Below are 22597 nucleotides of genomic sequence, written 5' to 3'. Positions count from 1 at the left end.
CAGCGAAGGTAGGCAGCCGCAGGCTGGCCCGTAGGGCTGAGCGAAGCGCGCCGAACGCAGCGAGACAGACGACTGAAAGGAGCCCTCAGGGTGAGCGAAGCGAGTCAATCAATGCGGTGACAAAGAGGCAAGGCGCAAGCCTGCCTCGACGACACCGCTTTCGAGTGCTGCCATGCGACATCTGTCCAAATTCCAGGCTTCAGTTTGCGAAAGCGCTGAGCAACGTGCCTCACGCCTTCCACCAGCGCTTCGCTGCCGCTTCCATCATCTGCTCACGCACTTTCCAGTCAGGCTCCAGCAGACACAGCACGGCGTCAGCACACACGAGAGGCTTCTCCTCCGCAGACACCTTCTCCCAAAGCTCCATGAACAATCCCGTCTCCCGGCACTTGCCAGGCAGGGCCCCAATGGTGTACCCGAAGATGGAAGGGCCTGAGCCTTGCACGAAATAATCAGGCGGCAGTTTCAGCACGTCGCGCACCCAGCGAAAGCCAGGCTTCTCTTTCGTCTGCCACGAAGTCAAAGGCAGACCCGCCCACTCCCACCGGTCTCTCCTGGCTCCGCTGTTGTGATCGGTCTGCTGGGTAAACCCCAGAGGCAGCAGTACCGCCGCCGCTAGTGCCAGCAGGCGTTTGATCATAAGTTTCACCGACATGCGGGTACGCTCTCACGCTTTGCGGAAGCGTCATGCAAAAAAGCTCTGCCGCTCCTTACAGTGCCGGCCATCCAAGCAATCAGCATGTCTTCTTTCTCATTTTGAAAACGCCCGCTCTCTCACAGCGTTCTTTCCGTCTCATGCGCACCGCCTCCGCCCTCACCACGCTCCTGCTCTCCTTTTCCACCTCGCTCCTCAGCGCCGCCCCGGCCGCCAGCGCACCCGCTTCTGTCAACTGGCCCGAGTTCCGCGGCGCAGGCGCCCAGGGCCACTCCTCCGCCACCAATCTCCCCCTCACTTGGAGCCCCACGTCACACATCGCATGGAAGGCCCCCATCGCAGGCGTCGGCTGGTCCTCTCCCGTGGTGATCGGTGATCGCATCTTCCTCACCTCCGCCCTGCCTATCGGCGGCGTCGAGGACCCCAAGGCGAACCGCTCCCTGCACGCCCTCGCTTTGGACGCCACCACCGGCAAGCCCGTCTGGGACGTGGAGCTCTTCACCGCCACCGCCCCACGTGCGCATCGCAAAAACAGCCACGCCAGCCCCACGCCCGTGTTTGAGGATGGCAAGCTCTACATCCACTTCGGCCACCTCGGCACCGCCTGTCTCGACGCCGCCACCGGCAAAACCGTGTGGGCCACGCAGGAGTACGCCTACTCCCCCGTGCATGGCAACGGCAGCAGCCCCGTGCTCTGTGAAGACCTCCTCATCTTCAATGCCGACGCCGAGACCGAGCCCAAGGTCATTGCCCTCGACAAAGCCACCGGCAAAGCCCGCTGGACCTTCGCCCGCCAGAGCGACGCCAAAAAGAAGTTCTCCTTCTGCACCCCGCTCCTCATCGACGTCGCCGGCCAGAAGCAGCTCATCACTCCCGGCAGCGGCGTGGTGAACGCGCTCGATCCCAAGACCGGCACCGAAATCTGGCACTTCAATTACGACCAGGGCTACTCCGTCGTCCCCCGCCCCATTTACTCCCACGGCATCATCTACCTCTCCAGCGGCTACGACAAGCCCGTGCTCTACGCCATCAAAGTGGACGCCTCCTCTAAGGGCGATGTCACCGCCACCCACCTTGCCTGGACCATCGACAAAGCCGCCCCGCACAATCCCAGCATGGCCGTCATCGGCGATGAACTCTACTTCGTGGCTGACAACGGCATCCTCACCTGCGCCGACGCCAAAACCGGCACCGTCCACTACTCCGAACGCTGCACCGGCCCCATCTCCGCCTCCCTCCTCGCCGCAGACGGCAAGCTCTACCTCCAGGACGAAAAAGGCCTCGGCGTCGTCGTCAAACCCGGCAAGAAATTTGAAATCCTCGCCCAAAACGACCTCGGCGAGCGCAGCCTCGCCTCGTATGCGGTGATCGGCTCGGATCTCTTGATCCGCACCGAGGGGAATCTGTACCGGGTGAAGAAGTAACCCCCGACCTGTGGTCCAAAGCCCGCCAGTGGGTGAAAAATGGCCTGCGCGTTATACTGGAGCGTTACAGCCCCCCCCGGACATCTTCCAGCTCATGCTCGAAGAACTCGCCGGCCATATCCTCGTTCTTGCCGTCCGAGTGATGGATGGCGTTCTGGGCCTGTTTGGTATCCTGCGCGCAGGTTCCGAAACCTTGGCGGAAAACTCACGCGTCGGCGAGTCGCCCATGGAGGCATAGTCACGGCGATGGTGGGAACGGCTCTTCAATCGCTGGTTCTGGCTCAGCCTGCTCCTCCTCGGGATCGCGGCATGGCTCGGGGCAAGTGTGGATTGGTAGGGGTGAACTCTGCGGAATCCTCCCCGCCACCTTCGGTTTCGAGGCTGGTGGTATTTTTGAACGTCGGCAAAGACCGTCGAAGCCCGATTCGCCCCCAAATCACAAACTTTCGGCGCCACCACCAACCCAAATCCAAATTATCACCTCAAAATCGAGCGTTTTTAACCATCCACCCCTTAAAAAATAGCGAACTCACCACGAAAAACCCCATTTTTCAATTGCAATTTCCCAATTCACCCCCATCTTCAGCTTCTAAATCGCAATTTTCACCCCAATCATCATGAGTCAGCAAAAAATGGACGGCGCACAAGCCCTCATCAAAACCCTCGCCGATCTCGGCATTGAGTACGTCTTCGGGTATTCCGGCGGTGCCGCCATCCCGATCTTTGACGCGCTGCAGACCGTGAAGACGGACATGAAGTTCATCCTCGTCCGTCATGAGCAGGGTGCCGTTCACATGGCTGACGGTTACGCCCGTGCCACCGGCAAGCCCGCCGTCGTTCTCGTCACCTCCGGCCCCGGCGCTGGCAACACCATCACCGGCCTCATGACCGCGCAGATGGACAGCGTTCCGATGATCGTCCTTTGCGGCCAGACCGTCAGCTGGATGCTGGGGAAAGACGCCTTCCAGGAGGCCGACATCTTCAACATCACGTGCCCGGTCGTTAAGCACAACTACCTGATCAAGAGCTCCAATTCCCTGCCCCGCATCGCCAAGGAGGCCTATCACATCGCCACCACGGGCCGCCCGGGTCCGGTTCTGATCGACATCCCGAAGGACTTCAGCCAGGGCCCCTTCACCGGCACGTTTGACGAGCCGATGGACCTGCCCGGCTACCATCCCGAAGAAAACTTCAAGATTGATCAGGCTAAAATTCAAGAAGCCGCCCGCCTGATCGCAGGCGCCAAGCGCCCCGTGATTCTCGCCGGTCAGGGCGCCATGATCGCACGTGCCGACAAGGAGCTGCTGATGCTGGCGGAGACCCTCAACTGCCCGGTCACCACCACCCTGCTGGGCAAAGGCGTCTTCCCTGAAACCCACCCGCTGTCCCTCGGCATGCTGGGCATGCACGGCACCGCCTATGCGAACAAGGCCATCGTCGAAGCCGACCTCATCTTCAATGTCGGCTCCCGTTTCGATGACCGCATCATCGGCAAGCCGAACATGTTTGGCCGCAACGCCAAGCTCATCCACATCGACATCGATGCGGCCGAGTTCCACAAGATGATCAAGGTGGACGTCACCATCAAGGGTGATGCCAAGGCCGCCCTCAGCGATCTCCTTCCCCTGGTCGAAAAACTGCCCACCGAAGACTGGCTCGCCACGCTGGATGGCTACAAGAAGAAGTTCCCCCTCACCTACAAGAAGCAGGGCGGCCTCCGCATGCAGCAGGTCATTGATGAACTTTACACCCTCACCAAGGGCAAGGCCATCATCTCCACGGACGTCGGTCAGCACCAGATGTGGGCCGCGCAGTTCTACAAGAACGACGAGAGCTACCACTGGCTCAGCTCCGGCGGCGCCGGCACCATGGGCTTCGGCTTCCCTGCGGCCATCGGTGCGCAGCTCGCCTGCCCGGACAAACTCGTCGTCTCCATCTCCGGTGACGGCGGCTTCCAGATGACCCTGTTTGAGCTGGCCACCGCCGCCCTCCACAAGCTGCCGATCAAGATCCTCATCCTGAACAACAGCTACCTCGGCATGGTCCGCCAGTGGCAGGAGCTCTTCTTTGAGAACCGCGAGAGCGGCGTTGACCTCATCGGCAACCCCGACTTCGTGAAGCTCGGCGAAGCCTACGGCATCAAAGGCTGGCACATCCGCCGCCCTGCTGATGTGGAGCGCGTCCTGCAGCAGGCCCTCGACTACAATGACGGCCCCTGCATCATCGAAGCCGAGTGCATCAAAACGGAGAACGTCTTCCCGATGATCCCCGCCGGTGCCGCGCTCGAAGACATGATCACCGAAGCGCCGAAACAGAAGATGGAAAAACCCACCGGTTCGACCTAATCACGTAAGCGCACTCGTCAGAGTGCGGCGATGGCTCGATGAAATCCAACCGCATCATCCAAGGCGACGCCCTCACGGAGCTCAAAAAGCTCCCTGCGTCCGTCGCCCAAGCCATCATCGCCGATCCGCCTTACTTCAACGTTCTCGAAAATGAAGCCTGGGACACGCAATGGAAAACTGCCGCCGACTACCTCGCCTGGTGCGATGCGTGGGTGGCGGAATCCATGCGCGTCCTGCGCGATGACGGCCTCGCCTTCATCTTCGGCCAGCTAGGCAAACGCGAGCACACCTTCCTCCACCTCATGTCACGACTCAGTCAGCAGCACCAGTTTCACGATCTCATCATCTGGGATCGTGCGGTGGGCTATGACGAGCGCCGCGACAGCTTCACCCCGCAGTACGAGATGATCCTCGTCCTGCGCAAAGGCGATGACGTGAAGTTCAACAAGGACGCCGTGCGCATCCCCTACGATGCCGCCACCATCGAGCTCTACCTCCGCGACAAACGCTACAAGGACAAAGCCGCACGCCGCGCCCACCTCGAGAGCGGCAAGTTTGCCACCAACATCCTCCGCGTGCCCAGCCTGAAAGGCATCTCCAAGGAAAAGTGCGGCCACCCCTCGCAGAAGCCGCTCGGCCTCATCGACAAACTCATCGCCTGCTCCACGGACGCCGGCGACCTCGTCATCGATCCCTTCCTCGGTTCCGGCACCACCGCAGCGGCGGCCAAAAAGCTCAAACGCAAATGGCTCGGCATCGAAAAAGACGCCAATTACTTCAAGATCGCCAAGCGCCGCCTTTCCGCCAAAGCACCAATCACCAAACGAAAATCATAAATCCCATGAGCGAACGCATCCCCGCCACCACCGACAAAAAGCCAGCTCCCCAGGCTGACATCATCAACATCCACACGCTGAGCGTCATGGTGAACAACCAGCCTGGCGTCCTCGGCCGCATTTGCGCCGTCTTCAGCCGTCGTGGGTTCAACATCGAGTCCCTCGTCGTCTCCCAGACGCGTGATCCGCGTTTCAGCCGCATGACCATCGGCATCAGCGGCCATCCTGAAGGCCTGAACCAGATCATCCTGCAGGTGAGCAAGCTCATCGACGTCATCCACTGCATCGAGCACACCGACCGCGACGCCGTCTCCAAGGAAATGGTTCTCATCAAGGTCGCCGCCACTTCCGCAGAGCGCACCGAGATCCTCCAGATCATCGAGCACTACAATGGCAAGACCGTCGACCTCCAGGAAGACAGCCTCATCGCCCTCATCAGCGGCAACTCCGACAAGCTCGACGCCGCCGTCCGCCTGCTGACCAAGTTCGAGATCGTCGAAACCGTCCGCACTGGCAAGGTCGTCATGGCCCGCGGCTTGACCGAGACCTGATTGCAGACGGCCAAAAAATGACCGAAGCCAGAGCGCCCCGCCGGTGTTCTGGCTTTTTCATTTCTGTTCGGGGCTCTTCTCCAAGGTGATGGAGGCTTGCGAAACTCCTTTTCACGCAGCTATAAAATTAAATTCATGCGTTCATTTTGACCAGCGTATCGTTTTCTGGCATCCATTGTCCTCCCCTCCTTTCGTTCCTTTGATGCGCATTCTGCACCTCACCCCCGGTACCGGCAATTTCCACTGCGGAAGCTGCCTGCGCGACCACGCGCTGATCAAGGCGCTGCGCGTACGCGGCCATGACGCACTCATGGCGCCACTCTACCTCCCGCTGGTCACCGACCGCGAATTTGGCTCTCAGGAGCTCCCCGTGCAGATCGGCGGCATCTCGCTGTTTTTGCAGCAGAAGTTCACCTGGTTTCACAAGCTGCCGCGCTTCTTCCACAAGTGGATCAACAAGCCCGACTTCCTCCGCAGAGCCTCAAAACGCATGGGCATGACCAGCGCCAAGGTGCTCGGGGAAATGACCCTCGGCGCGCTGCTTGGCGCCGAAGGCCGGCAGTGGGGCGAATGGCACAAGCTCCTCGAATGGATCCGCAGCCATGGAAAGTTTGATGTCATCTCCCTGTCCAACAGCCTGCTTACCGGTCTGGCGCCCGCATTGGAAAAAGAACTGGGCATTCCCGTCGTCTGCTCACTGCAGGGAGAAGACAGCTTTCTGGACACCCTGCCGGAACCCTACCGCACCCAGTGCTGGGAGGCCATGCAGCGGAATGCAAGGAGCGTTCGCACCTTCATCGCCCCCAGCCACTACTACGCCGACCTGATGCGCGAGCGCCTGGATGCAAGCGCCTTGCAGATGAAAGTGATGCCCAATGGCATCGACACCACCGCCTTCACCACCTCTTCTCCCGACCCGAACTGGCCCACGATCGGCTACTTTGCCCGAATGATCCACGGCAAGGGCCTCACCACCCTCGTCGATGCCTTCATCGACCTGGCCAAACGCGGCACCGTGCCGCGCGTGAAGCTGCGCATCGGCGGAGCCAAGACGCCCATCGACGAAAAATATGTGGTCGGTCTGCAGCGCAAGATCAAGGCTGCCGGGCTGGAGAAACGCGTGGAGTGGCACCCCAATGTCAGCTTCAAAGACAAGGTGCATTTCTTCCACGACCTCACCGTCTTCAGCGTTCCCGCCACCTACGGCGAAGCCTTCGGGCTGTACGTCATTGAGGCCGCCTCCAGTGGCGTCCCCGTGGTGCAGCCAGACCATGGCGCCTTTCCCGAGCTCATCGCCGCCACCGAAGGCGGCGTGCTCTGCAAACCCGATGACGCCAAAGCACTGGCCGATGCCCTCGAAGCCCTGCTCAATGACGATGAGCACCGCGAAAGGCTCTCCAAGAACGGCATCAACAAAGTCCGCCAGGAATTCAGCGCCACCCGCATGGCAGAGCGTTTTGAAGCCGTGCTCCAGGAAGCCGTGGCCGCAACTCAAGCCGTGCATTGACCCTGCCCTTCCTCACTCCAATGTTCGTCCGCACATGACTTCCATCACCTTTGGCGAGGCCGTCCGGCGCTCGATTCAAAAAGACCCCCGCTATCACCCGGCCGCCTACGAACTGGTGCGCGACGCGCTGCACATGGCCGCCAAAAAATTCCGCGATGAAAACGCCGAAGACCAGCACGTCACCGGTCAGGAACTGCTCGCAGGTTTCCGGGATTATGTGCTCCAGGAATACGGCCCCATGTCCACCATCATCCTCGGCCAGTGGGGCCTCCAGCGCGGCGAAGATGTGGGCAACATCGTCTATAATCTGATCGACTGCGGCTACTTCGGCAAAAATGACGGAGACAGCCTCGAAGACTTCTCTGGCGGCTACGACTTCGAGCTCGCCTTCACCACCCCTTTCCTCCCTGCCTCGCTGCGTGAAGAGCGCGAGAAAAAATCCTCATGAAAAAAGTTCTCGTCCGTGCTGCGTCTGCCAAAGCAGGCGCTCTTTCCGTCCCCTCCCTGGATGCCAGCGTCACCACCCTGCCCAACGGACTCGAAGTCATCGTGCGTGAAGACCATGCCCACCCTCTCGTCAGCGTGCAGGTGTGGATCAAGGCCGGCAGCATGCATGAAGAGCAGCACACCGGCGCAGGCATCGCGCATTGCGTGGAGCACATGCTTTTCAAAGGTACGGAAAAACGCAGCCCGGCGCAGATCTCCCAGGGCATTCAGGCACTGGGCGGCTACGTCAACGCCTACACCTCCTTCAACCGCACGGTGTACTGGATCGACGGCCTCGCCGAGCACGCGGGCGGCTATCTCGACATCCTCGCGGACATGATCCGCCATTCGAAATTCGATGCCGATGAACTCACACGCGAAAAAGAAGTCATCCGCCGTGAGATGGCCATGGATCATGACGACCCCGGCAGCACGGTCCAGCATCTGATGCAGGCCACCGCCTTCCGTCAGCATCCGCTCCGCCACCCCATCATTGGTCATCGCGAAGTCTTCGATCAGATCACCCGCGCCGATGTGTACGGTTTTGTGCAGCGCCACTACGTGCCCAACAATGCCTTCATTGTCATAGCAGGCGATGTCGATACCGCCGCTGTGCTGGAAACCGTGCGCAGCTTCTTTGGCGACTGGCAGCGCCGTGCTTTCGATCCCGTTCTCCTGCCTGCCGAGCCCCCCCAGCATGGCAGCCGCTCCGCCGCCAAGAACTTCACCACCGAACTCACGCGCATCGCCCTCGGCTGGCAGATCCCCGGAGAAAACCATGCGGACAAACCAGCCCTCGACGTGCTGGCCTTCCTGCTGGGCTCCGGCCGCAGCTCACGCCTCTACCAGGAACTGCGCGAGAAACGCAGCCTCGCCCATTACGTCTGGGCCGGTGCCTGGTGCGCACCGGAGGTCGGCCTCTTCAATGTCGAGGCCGAATGCAATCCTGCCGATGCTGACAAGCTCAAAAAGGGCATGCTCGAAGTCATTGCCACCCTGCAAAAAACCGGGCCGGGCCGCGCCGAACTCGAAAAGGCCGTGTGCGCCACGCTCAGCGGCCAGATGCGCACCCTGAGCACCGTCAAAGGCCAGGCGGGCAGCCTCGGCAACGGCTGGCTGCTCTCCGGATCGCTCGACTACCAGCGCCAGTTCCTCAACGCCATCACCGCCCTCACGCCGAACGTCATCCGCGATGCCGCACGCCGCTACTTGACTCCTGAAGCCATGAGCACCGTGATCGTGGGGGATGAGGTCGAGGCTGACACCAAGGCCAAATCCACCGCCGATTCGGCCCGGCCAGACATCCAGCGCTTCAAGCTCAAAAACGGCCTCATCCTTCTTGTGGGAGAGAATCCGCGTCTGCCTCTCATCAGCGTCCGCACCAATTTCCTTGCCGGTGTTTTGGCTGAAACCGATCTCTCCGCCGGCGTCACGCAGATCTCCGCGCAGATGCTTCTCAAAGGCACCAAGAAACGTGCGGCGGCAGAGATTGCTTCCGAGCTCGAAAATCGCGGTGGCAGCCTCATCTGCTCTGCGGACGCGCACCGCTACATGATCGGCGCTGACGTCATGCGCGGAGACGAAGCCGACGCGCTCGACCTCGTGGCCGATCTCATCCTCAATCCCGCGCTGCCCCAGGCCCAGCTGGCCGAGGTGAAAAAGCGCCAGATCGCCAACATTCTCGAAGAGAAGGAAGACCCGCTCACCGTCGCCATGCGCAAAGCACGGCGCGAAATCTTTGCCGGCCAGCCCTTCCACCGCACCGCGCTCGGCACGGAGCAGTCCGTGGCCGCGCTGAAGCTCACCGACTGCCGCGCCATGCTGCATGCCAGCTTTGCCACCGGCAACGGCGTCATCTCAGTCTTTGGCGATGTGAAGGCCTCTGTGATCAAAGCGCAGGTGGAAAAAGCCTTCGCCAAACTGCCACGCGGCAACCGCCAGATCGCCATGGGACGTGAGTACCACGCCAGCGCCAAACCGGCCGCCTGGACCGAACACCTCGACAAAGAGCAGGCCGTCATCGTCGTCGGCTTCCGCACCGTCGGCTTGGAAGATCGTGACGTGCATGCGCTCAATCTCATTGATGAAGCCTGCAGCGACATGGGCAGCCGTTTGTTCAACCGCATCCGCGAAGAGCTCGGCCTCGCCTACTATGTCGGCGCGCAAAACTTTGCCGCCATGGGCGCCGGCGCCTTCTACTTCTACGTGGGCACCGATCCCAAAAAAGTGAAGCTCGCCGAGAAGGAGCTCATGGCGCAGATCAATGATCTCGCAGACAACGGCCTGCATGCCGACGAGATTGATCGCGCCCGTGTCACTTGGCGCTCCTCCTGGCTCCGCGCCCAGCAGGGCAACACCGGCATGGCCGACGTCTGCGCATGGAATGAAATCAACGGCCTCGGCTGGGACCACTTCCAAAAGCTTCCCGGCATCATGTCCGACATCAGTTCCAAGGAAATCCAGCGCGTCGCCGCCAAATACTTCGGCGAAAAGAAAGCCTTCATCGTCCGCGTGCTGCCGAAGTAGCACAAGCCTCCGGCTTATGAGCCTTTCAAAGCAATCCATTCCCCTCCGCTGCATCATGCGTGAGCCTTGGCTGTCTGCCAGCGCTCACGCAGATTTCCTCCTCGAATGAAGGGGGCTTGATCACGTCCGAATAATTTTAATCCCCCCAATTTCCCCGCCAAACTTGGCCCGGCGGCTGCTTTATCACTCACTCAGTTGGGGCGCGAGCTTCACAAATATTTCTCGGGTTCGCCTGAGGAAACACACAACGAGCTGGGGAGTCGCTTCATGGTTGGGACTCCTTGGTCACCTAAAGGCCCGGAAGGATTTTGGTTGGGTCCTTCCGGGCCGAGTTGTTTTCAGACCTCGCCCCCGCACGGGTTCTGCAACAGAGCACGCATTCCATTTTACCCAACAAACTTGGCCCGCAGACTGCTCTATTCAGGATTCAGTTGGGGCGCAAGCTTCACAAATATTTCTCAGGTTCGCCTGAGGAAACACACAACGAGCTGGGGAGTCACTTCATGGTTGGGACTCCTTGGTCACCTAACGGCCCGGGAGGATTTTGGTTGGGTCCTCCCGGGCCAAGTTGTCTTCAGAGGGCAGCCAGACCGCAGCCGAAGGGAGAGAGCCAATTTTGACCATTGCAAATCAATCGCTTCGTGGCTCATTCCCCTCCCTACCAACCCACTATGAAATCAATCGCACCGACTCTTGCCGCTCTCGTTTTCACGTTTGCCGGTCTGACCGGAACAACCCAAGCCCAAACCGTGAGTGATGCTAAACCCGTGAAAGTCGTGATGGAGACCTCCAAAGGCACCATCGAAATCGAACTCGACGCCGCCAAGGCCCCCATTTCTGTCGCCAATTTTGTGAAGTATGTCAAAAAAGGCTTCTACGACGGCCTCATCTTCCACCGCGTCATCCCTGACTTCATGGTGCAGGGCGGCGGCTTCACCCCGGACATGCAGCAGAAGGAGCCGGACGGCCAGATCGAGAACGAAGCCAAGAACGGCCTCAAGAACGTCAAAGGCACCCTTGCCATGGCACGCACGCCAAACCCACACAGCGCCAGCTCACAGTTCTTCATCAACCTGAAGGACAACAGCTTCCTCGACTATCCAGGACAGGATGGCTGGGGCTACTGCGTGTTCGGCAAAGTGAGCAAAGGCATGGAAGTCGTTGAAGCCATGGCCACCGTCGCCACCGGCCGCAAAGGCCCCCACGGTGACGTTCCTGTGGAGCCGATCATCATCAAGAGCGCCAAGCTCGCGGAATAATCTCCGCCACATCGCTTTAATACTCAAATGCCAGCCGGTCACTCGGCTGGCATTTTTTATGGCCATCTTTGGCCCGGCGCAGCAGTGATGCGGGCACTCTTGCCCGCAACTCGCCGAAGCCCAAAGCTGCGTTAAATCGTCCTCACATGAACTTCTTCACGCGGTCATGCACATCCGTTTCGAGCCGCCGCACATAGTTCGTGGCGTACTCCACCGGACACATCTTGTCATCCCTCGTCAGCGGCGTCAGATCCATCGCAAAAGTGAGCAGGCTCGTCTTGTCCGTCGTGTGCGAATCAAAATACGTCGCATTCGCATGCCTCAGCCCCTCCTCGGCCAGGTCATAGCGCTTGCCGCCGCTGATCTGCGAATCAAACACCCCCAGCAGCGGGCGCAACATGTGCGGGTGCTTGTCCACCCACAGCATCACCTTGTCGTCATGCAGCAGCCAGTCGAGCTTGCGCCAGACTTCGCAGCCATAGACTTTCTCCGGGCGCATCTCCGGCGGCAGTTCTCGAATCGCCTCGAGGCAGCGCAGAAAAGTCGCCACATGCGTGTCATGCCGGTCACACGGATTGTGAAGATACAAAACCTTCGGCTGGGCATGCTCCAGCACGAATTTCAAATCCTCCACCGCCGGCGCATGCCTCGGCTTTTTGATGTCATCGCTCGGGTAGCCCAGCTGCACCATGAAGCTGTACTCCCCCACGTAGGCCGCCTTGCGCTGCTCGATCAGGCGCACCTTCTGCATCTCCTCGTCCGTATAGCTCTCGTACGGCCCTTTGCGCGGACTGCCCGCACCATCCGTGACCACCACGCCGCCAAACCACTGCCCTTTGTCATGAAAACACTCCGTGATGCCATGATACGCGGCGATTTCCAGGTCGTCCTGATGCGAAACGATCCCCAGATGCGTCACTCGGCGCAGCGCGGTCCAGGGTTCAGTTTCGTCAGGAATGTAGAGGTCGTGTTTGGGATGTCGAAATTGCACAGGAATGCGACCATGCACCGCAAGGCCGCGAGTGCCAAGTGCATTCCCAGCCCCCGCCTATCATCTGGACAAATCCCCCCGCCACCGCCATGATCGCCCCTCCCTCCCCAACCCTTTCCCTGCCCCCTTTCCCATGAGCTTCATTTCCCAAATTTCCGAAGACCTCAAAAATGCCATGCGTGCCAAGGACACCGTGGCCCTCAACGTCATCCGCAATCTGAAATCCGCCCTCAAATACGCCGCCATCGAAAAACTCGGTGCGGATGGTGAGCTCGGCGACACCGACGCCCTGGCCGTGGTGCGCAAGGAGATCAAGAAACTGCAGGATTCCGTGGAAGGTGCCGAGAAAGCCGGGCGCCCGGAAGCCGTGGAAGCCGCCAGGGCCGAGATCGCCGTGCTGGACAAATATCTCCCTGCCGCCATGAGCACGGAAGAACTGGGCAAGCTCGTCGAAACCGTCATTGCCGAACTCGGCGCCACCTCCAAGAAGGACATGGGCGGCGTGATGAAGGCGCTGCAGGAACGCGTTGCCGGCCGTGCCGACAGCAAGTCCATTTCCACCGAGGTCGCCAAACGCCTCGCTTAAACCGGTGACTGCAACGCCGCACCGTTTCCATGATTCACCGGCTTTCATGACCTCCGCCATCATCGTTGCCGCAGGCAGCAGTCGGCGCATGGGCTTCAACAAGCTTCTGGCGCCTCTGTCGGGTGAGCCCGTGCTCAGACGCACCCTGGCTGCATTCCAAGCCTGCGATGCCGTTGATGAGATCCTCGTGGTCACCAGCGAGGCCCTGCGTGCGGACGTCGAAGCCTGGTGCTCCAGCGGCCTCGCCAAAATCACCCAGATCATCACCGGCGGCGCCGAGCGTCACCTCTCCGTGCATGCAGGCCTGCAAGCCTTGAATCCAGCCTGTAAGGTCGTTGCAGTCCATGATGGCGCCCGCCCGCTCATCTCGGTGGCGCAGATCACCCGCTGCATTGAGGCCGCGCGCACTCGGGCAGCCGTCGCCTGTGCCCGGCCCATGACCGAGACTCTCAAACGCTGCGACAGCACCGGCCGCATCATTGACTCCATTGATCGTGCCAACGCCTGGATCATGGAAACGCCGCAGGTGTTTCAGCGTGAGCTGCTCGTGCGAGCGTATGACGCCGTGCTGCGTGACGGACTGCTTGTGACTGATGAAGTTTCCGCCGTGCAGCACCTCGGCGAACCCGTCTTTGTCATCGAAAATTTTGAACTGAACCCCAAGATCACGTTCCCGGCAGACATTTTGCTGGCTCAGCGTTTTGTCGATTGAACGACACCCATGCCCGACTCCGCCGCCCTCGACAACGCACCGCATCTGCCACGCCGGAACTGGGCGTCCATTGTTCTCGTCCTGTTTGTGCAGGCGATGAATTCGTTCAGCGACAATTTTGTCAAAATGCTGCTGATCGCCCTTTCGATCATCATCGCCAAAGACTCCTGGGTGGGCCGCCACATGGAGCTGTGGCTCGGGGCCATCTTTTCGCTGCCCTACATGATCTTTGCCCCGCTGGCCGGTTACTGGTCGGATCGTTTTTCAAAGCGCAAGGTCATCGTCTGGATGCAGGTCATGCAGATCATCTGCTTCGTATGGCTCGCGCTTGCGCTGTGGATGAAGCGCGTCCCCGGTTCGCTCGAAATCTCCCTCGTCGGCTTCTTCGTCCTCGCCGTTCAGGCCGCCGTCCTCAGCCCGGCCAAGATGGGCATCATGAAGGAGCTCGCGGGCTCGCGCCGCCTTGGCCAGGTCTCCGGCTGGCTGCAGGTCACCATGCTCGCAGGCATTCTCGGCGGCATGTGGGCGGGTGGCGTCTGGTATGGCACCGAGTATGAAAAAACGGGCGATGCCTGGATGTCCGCCCTCTGGCCGCTCATCATCATCAGCATCTTCGGCATCGTGGAGCTCATAGCCGCCATCTGCATTCAGAGCACCCCGGCGCATACCGAAGTCCACTGGCGCAAAGGCATGGCCTTGGAGCATTTCGAAAGCCTCAAAATCGTCTTCCGCCGCCGCTCCATCCGCCTCGCCGCCCTCGGCGTCACTTACTTCTGGTTCATCTCCAACGCCCTCAGCTTCATCCTCGTCACCCTCACCAAGGAACTCCATCCTGACACTGGCCATGGCGACGGCCCCATGGAGCTCGCGAAAGTCGCCGGCATCCTCGGTATCGGCGTCATCAGCGGCAGCTTCTTCGCCTCCCACGTCAGTCGCAATCGCATCGAACTCGGCCTCATTCCACTGGGTGGTTTCGGCCTCGTCGCCGGACTCCTCTGGTCCGGCCTCGCCCCCCTAGGCTCCAGCTGGATGTACGCCGGCATCATCTTCACCGGCGCCGCCGGCGGCTGTTTCATGGTCCCCCTCTACGCCTACGCCCAGGACAAGGCCGAAAAGCATGAAAAAGCCCGCATCCACGCCGGCATGAACCTCATGGACTGCCTCGGCACCCTCATCGCCGTCGCCATCGTCGCCCTCATGAAGGTGGCAAACCTCAGCGCCTCCACCCAGTTCCTCATCCTCGCCATCCCCACCTTCTTCGCCGCCGTTTACATCATGCGGCTCCTCCCGCAGGATCTCGTCCGCTTCCTCATGCTCGCCGCCGTGCGCTTCCTTTACAAAGTGAAGCCCGTTCACACAGACCGCATCCCAGCCACCGGCGGCGTCCTCATCCTCCCCAACCACGTCAGCTACGTAGATGCCCTCATCATAGGCGCCGCCACAGCCGCACGCCGCCCCGTCCGCTTCGTCATGTGGGACGCCCTCTACAATCTCTGGTGGCTCAAGTGGCTCATGCGCCTCGTCGGCACAGTGCCCATCTCCGCCACCCGCGCTAAAGACGCCATCCGTGCCGTCGCCGCCGCCCTCAAAGAAGGCGAAGTCGTCTGCCTCTTCCCTGAAGGCCAGATCACCCGCCACGGCATGATCAATGAACTCCTCAAAGGCTTCGAGCTCATGGCCCGCCAGGGCGATGCCCAGGTCGTCCCCGTTTACCTCGACGGCCTCTACGGCAGCATCTTCTCCTTCCAGGGCGGCAAGTTCTTCACCAAACGCCCCAAGCACCTGCGCTATCCCGTCGAAGTCCATTTCGGCGAAGCCCTGGGCACACGAGCCGCCACCGCCGAAGTCGTCCGCCACGCCATGCTAGCCCTCAGCGCAGAGGCCTTTCTCAAACGCAAAAGCTGGGCCCACGCCGAAGCCGACCTCGTCGCCTTCGCCAACGCCCTCCGCCTCGCCGAAATCGAGTGGCACCACCCCGGCGATGTCTTCCTCAGCCTCGAGCCCGAAGGCAGCATCATCCACCGCACCGTCAAGGCGCTCACGCAGGTGATGCCCGGCACCAAGTTCATCGATCACGGACCCGAAGCCCACCCCACTCACATCGTCGCCTTCTGCACCCGCAGCACACTGGGCAGGCTCACCGGCCAGGAGCGACTGGTCTTCTGCCTCGACAGCGATTTGTCTCCCCTGACCCAGACCACCGCCCTGCGCGGTTACGTTGATGCAGGCACCGGCATCCTCATCAGCACCGAAGTTCCCAATCCGCCCATGCCGCCCAATGACAAAGACGAGCAGCTCGGCCGCAAAGCCGGCTCCCTCGGCCGCCTGCTGCCGGGCCTCGCCCTCGAATCCAACGCGGAAGGCGTTCGCATCAGCGGTCTGCGGCCCAATGACGATCACAGCATCAGCCTCCCCGCCGTGAAAATGGACGAGCAGGGCTTCCTCACTCTGCCATAAACAGCGCCTGAATGTCGGACTGGGTGAGCTGAAGTTTGTCGGCACGCCCAGCGAGCAGTCCCTCCACCAGCGCCGCTTTCTTCTGCTGCATCTTGACGATGCGCTCCTCGATGGTGTTCTCGCAGATCAGCTTGTGAACAAAGACCGGGTTCTTCTGCCCGATGCGATGCGCCCGGTCGCTCGCCTGCGCCTCAGCCGCCGGATTCCACCAGGGATCATAATGAATGACCGTGTCGGCGGTCGTCAGATTGATGCCAGCACCACCCGCCTTCAGGCTGATGAGGAAGACAGGCACCTTGCCCGCCTGAAACTCCTGAATCGGTGTTTCGCGGTCCTTGGTGCTGCCCGTGAGTTTCACATAACGCGTCCCGTCTTTCTTCAAGCGCGCCTCGATGATGGCGAGCATTTCCGTGAATTGTGAAAAGATGAGGATGCGGCGGCCTTCTTCAATGAGCTCGGGCAGCAGTTCATCCATGAGGAAGGCCGTTTTTGCGGAATCCGACACACCCTGCGCGGTCTCCTGCTTCAACAACTGCGGGTGACAGCACACCTGCCGCAGCTTCAAAAGCGCATCCAAAACCACGATCTGGGACCGGTCCAAACCATTCACTGCAATCGCCTCCCTCACCCGCTTGTCCATTGCCGCCCGGATCGTCTCATACAAATCCGTCTGCGCCGTACCCAGTTCAATGCTGTGCAAAATCTCCGTCTTCGGCGGCAGCTCCTTCGCCACCGCATCTTTGGTGCGGCGCAGCAGCAGCGGCTGGATGCGTGTGCTGAGCTGCTTCTGGCGCTCCGCATCGGCTTCACGCTCAATCGGATTGCGGTAGTGCTGGCGGAAGGTGTCGGCATCGCTCAGCAGACCAGGCATGAGGAAGTTGAACAAACTCCAGAGCTCACCCAGATGATTTTCCATCGGCGTTCCTGTGAGGCACAGACGATGTTTCGCCTTCAATCCACTGCAAGTCTGCGCCGCGAGGCTCTTGGGATTCTTGATGTTCTGCGCTTCATCCAGCGCGACGATGTGCCACTCCTGCGCCTGCATCACATCGGCATCACGCACGAGCAGCGGGAAGCTGGTGACGACGAGGTCGTACTGCTTGAGGTGCTTGAAGTCACTCTTGCGTGACTGCCCCTGCATGAGCAGCAGGCTCAATGAAGGCGTGAATTTGATCGACTCATTGATCCAGTTCCGCAGCACGCTCGTCGGCGCCACGATGAGGCAGGGATGCTTCATGCGCCCGCTTTCTTTCTCGATCAGGATGTGCGTGAGCGTTTGCAGCGTTTTGCCCAGGCCCATGTCATCGGCCAGAATGCCGTGCAGGCCGAACTCGCGCAGGAACTGCATCCATGAGGCTCCCTCGCGCTGATAATCACGCAGGCTGGCTTTCAAACCCGCCGGTGGCGTGATGAGCCCGATCTCACGGAAGCTGCCGAGCTGCTGACTGAGTGCGGTCAGTTCTACGGGCGCACGAATCGGCAGGCCATCCAGCGTGGCGAGCTGTGCGGCGCGCAGTTTATCCAGCTGAAGCTTGCCATCCTTGCGCACGGGCCGCGTGGCGAGCAGTTCATCAAAGAAGCGCAGCAGCACCACCAGCCGATGCGCCGGCACAGAAAGTACATCGCCCTGATCACCGCCGAGCGAGAGCAGAAAACGTTGATCCAGATTTTTCTCCAGCACGGCAGCGCTGAGTCCCTGATCAATGCAATCCACGAGTAGCGGCACCATCGAGATGCGACGTCCTTCGATTTCGACACCGAGGTCGAGCGAGAACCACTCGCGCCCGTCTTGATCCCCTGCTAGATCCGTGAACCACGCATCCTCAGCCGCCTCATGAATTTGGAAACCGATGTCCTCCGGAACTTCCACGCGCCAGCCGGACTCACGCAGCTTCGGCACCTGGTCTTTGAGAAACTGGGACCAAAGCAGAGCCTGATTACCCGCCATCGCCATGAAGCCCAGCGTGGATTCGGGAGCCTTGGCACCGGGCAGCGCTTCTGCGAAAGATTTGAAACCCAGGCCGGACAAGTCCGTCAGCAGCAGACGCTCCGAACGAAGATTGCGCACCAGGGTATGCCGCGTCTCGTTTTCATCCATCCATTGATGCGCCGGACTGCGCACCAGCATCTCGAAGCGCAGCGGGCAGTCGTCGTATTCCGCACAGGGCTGGATGAAGGCGACGCTGCGGGGCTCCCAGCCGCCGATGTTCCGCTTGGCCGTGATCTGCGGCATGTCCACCATCATGCGCCGCACCAGCAGGATGGGCTTCGGCTCTGAGGGTGGCAGTTCGATTTCTTTCGGTTCCACCGGAGATTCGGATCCCTCATCAGTGGCAGCAGACGTTTTCTCCCGCACACGCGCCATGGCTTCGATGCGCCTGCGTCCCTCCTCATGATCGAGCATCAGCATCAACGCCGCCGCATGCTGGCAGAGCGTGCCCACCGCACAGGTGCAGTGCGAGGTCATCGCCATGCTGCCGTCTTCCCGCAGCCGCAGATGCGCCGTGACAGAGGCGGAGTTGAACAAAGCCGTGCCGATGCCCGCGATCAGCTCCACCTCATTCTCCGAGCACACATGCACGCCCGCGAGACCAATGTCTCCGTGCTTGAGCAGCCGCCCACCCTCCTCGATCTGCTGCCGCCGAAACAGCCACAGCCACGATTTTGAACGCACCTGCGCCCAGAGTTTGGAAAAGGGAAAATCTTCGAGGACCATTTAGATCAGCACAGCGTCGTTTGGATAGGTCGCCGCCATTCCTTGATCAAGCGTTGCCACCTTGCCGCCGTTGCGACGCGCCAGTTCTACAAGCCAGGCATCTGTCACTTGTCGGTGCCCCTGGATCTGACGATGCGGCACGTTGCGATATGGAAGGTCACCATCCCAATAAACATGCTGTGGATGACCTTCGATTTCTGCCAAGGCTCTCCACGCGGCATCTGAACTTTGATCTTGAGCCAGGTGCATATGCAGACGCACCAAGGTACCTTGAGACACAGAGCAGGTAGCAAAGGGCTCGCTTAATGCGTCCAACCATTGCGTTGCCCGCCCATATGCTGCGTGGCTCTTGATCATCAAGGCAATAAGAACGTTTCCGTCAGGAAGCCAGATCATGCTTTGCCATTCAGATAGAGTTCTTCCTCAATCCGAAGAACATCTTCGGTTGTGAAGGGAAGCCTTCCCTCCGATGCGGCAAGCTTGTAACCATGCGGCGCCTTCACTGGCGGCTCGACAGGTTTTCGCAAAGTGGGCAGCCGGCTCAGCGCATGTTTCACCACGCTGTTGACGCTGGAATGCTCCTGCTTCGCCACAGCTTCGATGCCGGCGTAGAGTTCGTCGTCGATGTCGATGGTGAGTTGCACAGGTTAAAATGGCTTTTCAGCAGGTGCATGTCAACCACGCTTCACCTCATCCCACGCCGCATCCATCTGCTCCAGCGAGAGCTTGCCGAGCTCATGGCCCTGCCCGCGCAGATGCTCCTCCATCGCGTGAAAGCGGCGGGTGAATTTTTCGTTGGCGGCAGCCAGTGCGGGCTCGGATTCGATGCCGATTTTGCGGGCGAGATTGACCACGCTGAAGAGCAGATCTCCGAGTTCTTCTTCCATGTGCGCCTTGTCACCTGAGGCGATGGCTTCTTCGAGTTCGGCGGCTTCTTCGCGGATTTTGGCAAAGACGGGCGTGGCATCCGGCCAGTCGAAGCCAACGCGTGCGGCTTTCTTTTGCAGCTTTTGCGCGCGCATGAGCGCGGGCAGTCCATTGCCTGTGCCATGCAGCAGGCCTTCGTTCTCGGTGCCTTTTTCGGTGCGTTTGATAGCATCCCACTGCTTCAGCACCGCGTCAGAGGTGGCGGCGCTGGTGTCGCCAAACACATGCGGATGACGGCGGATGAGCTTTTCAGTCAAACCGTGGGCCATGGTATCGAGATCGAAGGTGCCTGTCTCACTGGCGATCTCCGCATGCAGCACGGGCTGGAGCAGGATGTCGCCGAGTTCATCGCAAATCTGGGCCGGATCGCCGCTGCGGATGGCATCGGCCACCTCGTAGGCTTCTTCGATGACATGGGGGATGAGGGAGGTGTGGGTCTGCTCCATGTCCCAGGGGCAGCCGCCGGGTGCGCGCAGGCGGTGCACGACGTAACGCAGGCGGGTGAGGGCATCAGGGTGGTTGAGCATTTCGTCCATGCAGGCAGGTAGTGCGGTGCATCGGGATGGTCAAGGCTGCGCCCATCAAGATGTGGTCGGACGTCCCAAACCTCATCGGCTCCCCCCCTCCAGCACCCCGAGAATTTTTTAGACTCCCATGATGAGAGCTTGGCAAAACGGGCGTTCTCCCTGAATATCCCGTAACAACCAAACCATACCATGCCGCGTAAAATCAGTCATATCGCACCGGAGTGGTGGGACTACACCACATTAGAAGATGATCTCATCAATGATGCCGCCCGGCTCACGGAACGAGATCTGCGCCAGCTCTCTCGTCCCGGATTCAAAGTGGTGATGTTTGATACGCTGGAGGATTTTTATCTGGCTGAAGCGCTGGAGTACATCCACGCCTGGAAGCAGGCCACCCCGGACAATCCGGCTGGCATCTGCGGCCCGGTGGGCCCCACGGAGCAGCTCCCTCTCGTGGCACGTCTGATCAATGATCTCGGCATCTCGATCAAAGACGGTCACTTCTGGGGCATGGACGAATGGTATGACGAGCACACGAAGAAGGAAGTGACTCTGGAGCATCCGCTCTCCTTTGAAAAAGCGAACCGCGACCTCTGCTTTGACCGCATGCAGAAGAAGCTCTGCATGCCGGACACACAGCTGCATTTCCCGAAAGCGGACACGGCAGCCTACATCAAGAGCTGGCAGAGCGGTGTGCGCTGCGCGGTGATGCAGTGCGGTCAGGGCGACATCAAAAACTGGGCCTTCAACGACCCGCCCAAGCGCACGGGCAAATTCAAGAACGAGCCACCGCCGCCTGCGGAGTTTCGTAAACTGACCACTCGCCTCGTGGATCTGCATCCGGTGACTCTCATGCAGAATGCCCGCACGTCAGGTGGTGGCAATCTCACACTGGTGCCGCAGAAGGCTATCACGGTGGGCCCCAAGGAAACCTGGATGGCAGAGAAGGTCAGCGTCTGGCATGCCGGCCAGCACGACAATCCTCTGGGCCAGCGCCTCTCCGCACTCATGATCTCCAAGCGTCTGGCAGACGCCTCGGTGCCGATGTCTCTCCTGGCTGAACATCCGAATGTGCAGTTCAACTATTACCGCGGCGGCCTCGGCCAATGCGATGTGGAAATGCATTGAGCACCTGCGGCGGGATGACGAATGGAAGCCCACTCGTCATTCACGGACAGGCCCTGTTGAGCCCGGCAGCCGGGCCTCATCGGGCGAAATCCAAACTAACGTTTGCTATTCCCGCGATGAGGACGACTGTCTCACTGCAAGTTAACCTGATAAAGGCTAAGCTAAGTCGTTCATCAGGTTGTTTCCTTTGGTGTTCTTAAATCCGATATCGGAGCTTACTCAGCCCTCATTCAGGCTGACTGAACTCAAGAAAATCGATATGAATACTAAAATGTACGTGGGCAACCTGCCCTTCACCGCCACCGAAGACGACGTCCGCGCTCTCTTCACCGACTACGGCACCGTTACCGACATCCACCTTCCGATGGACCGCGACTCCGGTCGTCCTCGTGGCTTTGCTTTCGTGACCATGGACTCCCAAACCGCCATGAATGAAGCCATCCGTGGCCTCAATGAAAAAGACTACGGCGGTCGCAACCTGACCATCAATGAAGCCCGTCCGAAGGAAGATCGCCCAGCAGGCGGTGGCTACGGCGGCGGCGGCGGTGGTCGCGGCGGCTACGGTGGCAAAGGCGGCGGCGGTGGTGGCCGTGGCGGCTACGGTGGTGGCGGCGGCGGTGGCGGTCGCTACTAAGCGCCCCCTCTGACCTTCCAACCAAGGCTCCAAGAAAATTCACGGCGGCATCCTGGCAACAGGATGCCGCTTTTTCGTGTCGTATAGCGCTTTCCAAAACTGATTTCCGAGAAGCGAGCGTGGAGACGCTCGGCGGCGGCTTGAGGACAAGCCTCCCTACCTCGCGCTGGGCGCTCGCATGCCCAGTGCTGGTAGGGCTGGCTGTCCAGGCTGTGTGAAAACACTCTTTTTAGAAAGGCCTGCCCGGAATGCCGGTTAAATTCTGGCATTCTGCCAGGCGATTTTGCCCTCAGCGCTGTGCTGCTTTCCTGAGCGCTTGTAATGCGCTTA

20 protein-coding genes are annotated in these 22597 nt (G+C 60.3%); 14 read left to right on the top strand and 6 right to left on the bottom strand.

Features of this window, described 5'->3' with window-relative positions; genetic code table 11:
• Positions 1-229 precede the first annotated feature (229 nt).
• Positions 230-655, bottom strand: a complete 426-nt coding sequence (locus ACILSL_RS19000; RefSeq protein ID WP_395733637.1) for a hypothetical protein — start codon at positions 653-655, stop codon at positions 230-232.
• Positions 656-795: 140 nt separating this feature from the next.
• On the opposite strand from ACILSL_RS19000, the gene ACILSL_RS18995 reads away from it, so the two are divergent.
• The 9 genes from ACILSL_RS18995 (at position 796) to ACILSL_RS18955 (ending at position 11589) form a co-directional block, all read left to right on the top strand.
• The gene (locus tag ACILSL_RS18995; protein ID WP_395733636.1) at positions 796-2079 is read left to right on the top strand and encodes a PQQ-binding-like beta-propeller repeat protein; all 1284 of its coding nucleotides are present in this window, start codon (positions 796-798) and stop codon (positions 2077-2079) included.
• A gap of 94 nt (positions 2080-2173) precedes the next feature.
• Positions 2174-2317 carry a hypothetical protein gene (locus tag ACILSL_RS18990; protein WP_395733635.1) on the top strand — a complete coding sequence of 48 codons (144 nt, stop codon included), beginning with the start codon at positions 2174-2176 and terminating at the stop codon, positions 2315-2317.
• Positions 2318-2696: 379 nt separating this feature from the next.
• Entirely contained in the window at positions 2697-4424 is a 1728-nt protein-coding gene (gene ilvB / locus ACILSL_RS18985; RefSeq protein WP_395733634.1) for a biosynthetic-type acetolactate synthase large subunit, read from the top strand.
• Between the two features lie 38 nt (positions 4425-4462).
• Complete coding sequence (locus ACILSL_RS18980) at positions 4463-5260, top strand: DNA-methyltransferase (protein ID WP_395733633.1); 798 nt, start codon at positions 4463-4465, stop codon at positions 5258-5260.
• Between the two features lie 5 nt (positions 5261-5265).
• The gene (ilvN, locus tag ACILSL_RS18975) at positions 5266-5811 is read left to right on the top strand and encodes an acetolactate synthase small subunit (RefSeq protein ID WP_395733632.1); all 546 of its coding nucleotides are present in this window, start codon (positions 5266-5268) and stop codon (positions 5809-5811) included.
• A gap of 202 nt (positions 5812-6013) precedes the next feature.
• Entirely contained in the window at positions 6014-7318 is a 1305-nt protein-coding gene (locus tag ACILSL_RS18970) for a glycosyltransferase family 4 protein (RefSeq protein WP_395733631.1), read from the top strand.
• 34 nt (positions 7319-7352) lie between these two features.
• Positions 7353-7766 carry a Minf_1886 family protein gene (locus tag ACILSL_RS18965; RefSeq protein ID WP_395733630.1) on the top strand — a complete coding sequence of 138 codons (414 nt, stop codon included), beginning with the start codon at positions 7353-7355 and terminating at the stop codon, positions 7764-7766.
• The gene (locus ACILSL_RS18960; RefSeq protein WP_395733629.1) at positions 7763-10330 is read left to right on the top strand and encodes a M16 family metallopeptidase; all 2568 of its coding nucleotides are present in this window, start codon (positions 7763-7765) and stop codon (positions 10328-10330) included. The genes ACILSL_RS18965 and ACILSL_RS18960 overlap by 4 nt, the downstream gene beginning before the upstream one ends.
• Before the next feature lie 671 nt (positions 10331-11001).
• The gene (locus ACILSL_RS18955; protein WP_395733628.1) at positions 11002-11589 is read left to right on the top strand and encodes a peptidylprolyl isomerase; all 588 of its coding nucleotides are present in this window, start codon (positions 11002-11004) and stop codon (positions 11587-11589) included.
• Between the two features lie 142 nt (positions 11590-11731).
• Here the strand turns inward: ACILSL_RS18955 and ACILSL_RS18950 are convergent, their stop codons facing one another.
• Positions 11732-12580, bottom strand: a complete 849-nt coding sequence (locus ACILSL_RS18950) for a PIG-L deacetylase family protein (protein ID WP_395733627.1) — start codon at positions 12578-12580, stop codon at positions 11732-11734.
• 133 nt (positions 12581-12713) lie between these two features.
• Here ACILSL_RS18950 and ACILSL_RS18945 point away from each other — a divergent pair, with 133 nt between their 5' ends.
• From ACILSL_RS18945 to ACILSL_RS18935, 3 genes are read left to right on the top strand one after another with little or no spacing between them, the layout of a single operon-like run.
• Positions 12714-13166, top strand: coding sequence for a GatB/YqeY domain-containing protein (locus ACILSL_RS18945; protein WP_395733626.1), 453 nt, complete (start codon positions 12714-12716; stop codon positions 13164-13166).
• A gap of 46 nt (positions 13167-13212) precedes the next feature.
• A complete protein-coding gene (gene ispD / locus ACILSL_RS18940) occupies positions 13213-13878 on the top strand; it encodes a 2-C-methyl-D-erythritol 4-phosphate cytidylyltransferase (RefSeq protein ID WP_395733625.1) in 666 nt (221 codons plus the stop codon).
• 9 nt (positions 13879-13887) lie between these two features.
• Positions 13888-16335, top strand: a complete 2448-nt coding sequence (locus ACILSL_RS18935) for an MFS transporter (protein WP_395733624.1) — start codon at positions 13888-13890, stop codon at positions 16333-16335.
• On the opposite strand, the gene ACILSL_RS18930 is transcribed toward ACILSL_RS18935, so the two are convergent.
• From ACILSL_RS18930 to mazG, 4 genes are read right to left on the bottom strand one after another with little or no spacing between them, the layout of a single operon-like run.
• On the bottom strand, positions 16322-19051 hold the full coding sequence (locus ACILSL_RS18930) for a DEAD/DEAH box helicase (protein ID WP_395733623.1): 2730 nt from the start codon (positions 19049-19051) through the stop codon (positions 16322-16324). The genes ACILSL_RS18935 and ACILSL_RS18930 overlap by 14 nt on opposite strands.
• Positions 19052-19447 carry a PIN domain-containing protein gene (locus tag ACILSL_RS18925; protein ID WP_395733622.1) on the bottom strand — a complete coding sequence of 132 codons (396 nt, stop codon included), beginning with the start codon at positions 19445-19447 and terminating at the stop codon, positions 19052-19054.
• Positions 19444-19695 carry a hypothetical protein gene (locus ACILSL_RS18920; RefSeq protein WP_395733621.1) on the bottom strand — a complete coding sequence of 84 codons (252 nt, stop codon included), beginning with the start codon at positions 19693-19695 and terminating at the stop codon, positions 19444-19446. Before ACILSL_RS18920 ends, ACILSL_RS18925 begins: the two co-directional genes overlap by 4 nt.
• A gap of 30 nt (positions 19696-19725) precedes the next feature.
• Positions 19726-20514 (bottom strand): nucleoside triphosphate pyrophosphohydrolase, encoded by a 789-nt coding sequence (gene mazG / locus ACILSL_RS18915; protein ID WP_395733620.1) that lies wholly within the window; start codon positions 20512-20514, stop codon positions 19726-19728.
• A 180-nt stretch (positions 20515-20694) separates the two neighbouring features.
• Here mazG and ACILSL_RS18910 point away from each other — a divergent pair, with 180 nt between their 5' ends.
• Together ACILSL_RS18910 and ACILSL_RS18905 are read left to right on the top strand one after the other, a co-directional pair.
• Complete coding sequence (locus ACILSL_RS18910) at positions 20695-21633, top strand: glucosamine-6-phosphate isomerase (protein ID WP_395733619.1); 939 nt, start codon at positions 20695-20697, stop codon at positions 21631-21633.
• A 259-nt stretch (positions 21634-21892) separates the two neighbouring features.
• Positions 21893-22267: an RNA recognition motif domain-containing protein gene (locus ACILSL_RS18905; RefSeq protein ID WP_395733618.1), complete on the top strand. Its 375-nt coding sequence runs from the start codon at positions 21893-21895 to the stop codon at positions 22265-22267.
• Positions 22268-22597: the final 330 nt, after the last annotated feature.

The sequence above is a fragment of the Prosthecobacter sp. genome (assembly GCF_044222345.1).
Taxonomy (GTDB): domain Bacteria; phylum Verrucomicrobiota; class Verrucomicrobiia; order Verrucomicrobiales; family Verrucomicrobiaceae; genus Prosthecobacter.
This window is presented reverse-complemented; position numbering and strand designations above follow the sequence as displayed.

Bases quoted from the DNA above. Each gene is read 5' to 3' on its own strand.
- ACILSL_RS18935 (WP_395733624.1), top strand. From the start codon at position 13,888: ATGCCCGACTCCGCCGCCCTCGACAACGCACCGCATCTGCCACGCCGG.
- ilvN (WP_395733632.1), top strand. From the start codon at position 5,266: ATGAGCGAACGCATCCCCGCCACCACCGACAAAAAGCCAGCTCCCCAG.
- ACILSL_RS18970 (WP_395733631.1), top strand. From the start codon at position 6,014: ATGCGCATTCTGCACCTCACCCCCGGTACCGGCAATTTCCACTGCGGA.
- ACILSL_RS18960 (WP_395733629.1), top strand. From the start codon at position 7,763: ATGAAAAAAGTTCTCGTCCGTGCTGCGTCTGCCAAAGCAGGCGCTCTT.
- ACILSL_RS18955 (WP_395733628.1), top strand. From the start codon at position 11,002: ATGAAATCAATCGCACCGACTCTTGCCGCTCTCGTTTTCACGTTTGCC.
- ACILSL_RS18910 (WP_395733619.1), top strand. From the start codon at position 20,695: ATGCCGCGTAAAATCAGTCATATCGCACCGGAGTGGTGGGACTACACC.
- ACILSL_RS18995 (WP_395733636.1), top strand. From the start codon at position 796: ATGCGCACCGCCTCCGCCCTCACCACGCTCCTGCTCTCCTTTTCCACC.
- ACILSL_RS18990 (WP_395733635.1), top strand. From the start codon at position 2,174: ATGCTCGAAGAACTCGCCGGCCATATCCTCGTTCTTGCCGTCCGAGTG.
- ACILSL_RS18965 (WP_395733630.1), top strand. From the start codon at position 7,353: ATGACTTCCATCACCTTTGGCGAGGCCGTCCGGCGCTCGATTCAAAAA.
- ACILSL_RS18925 (WP_395733622.1), bottom strand. From the start codon at position 19,447: ATGATCTGGCTTCCTGACGGAAACGTTCTTATTGCCTTGATGATCAAG.
- ACILSL_RS18905 (WP_395733618.1), top strand. From the start codon at position 21,893: ATGAATACTAAAATGTACGTGGGCAACCTGCCCTTCACCGCCACCGAA.
- ilvB (WP_395733634.1), top strand. From the start codon at position 2,697: ATGAGTCAGCAAAAAATGGACGGCGCACAAGCCCTCATCAAAACCCTC.
- ACILSL_RS18980 (WP_395733633.1), top strand. From the start codon at position 4,463: ATGAAATCCAACCGCATCATCCAAGGCGACGCCCTCACGGAGCTCAAA.
- ACILSL_RS18945 (WP_395733626.1), top strand. From the start codon at position 12,714: ATGAGCTTCATTTCCCAAATTTCCGAAGACCTCAAAAATGCCATGCGT.
- ACILSL_RS18930 (WP_395733623.1), bottom strand. From the start codon at position 19,051: ATGGTCCTCGAAGATTTTCCCTTTTCCAAACTCTGGGCGCAGGTGCGT.
- ispD (WP_395733625.1), top strand. From the start codon at position 13,213: ATGACCTCCGCCATCATCGTTGCCGCAGGCAGCAGTCGGCGCATGGGC.
- mazG (WP_395733620.1), bottom strand. From the start codon at position 20,514: ATGGACGAAATGCTCAACCACCCTGATGCCCTCACCCGCCTGCGTTAC.
- ACILSL_RS19000 (WP_395733637.1), bottom strand. From the start codon at position 655: ATGTCGGTGAAACTTATGATCAAACGCCTGCTGGCACTAGCGGCGGCG.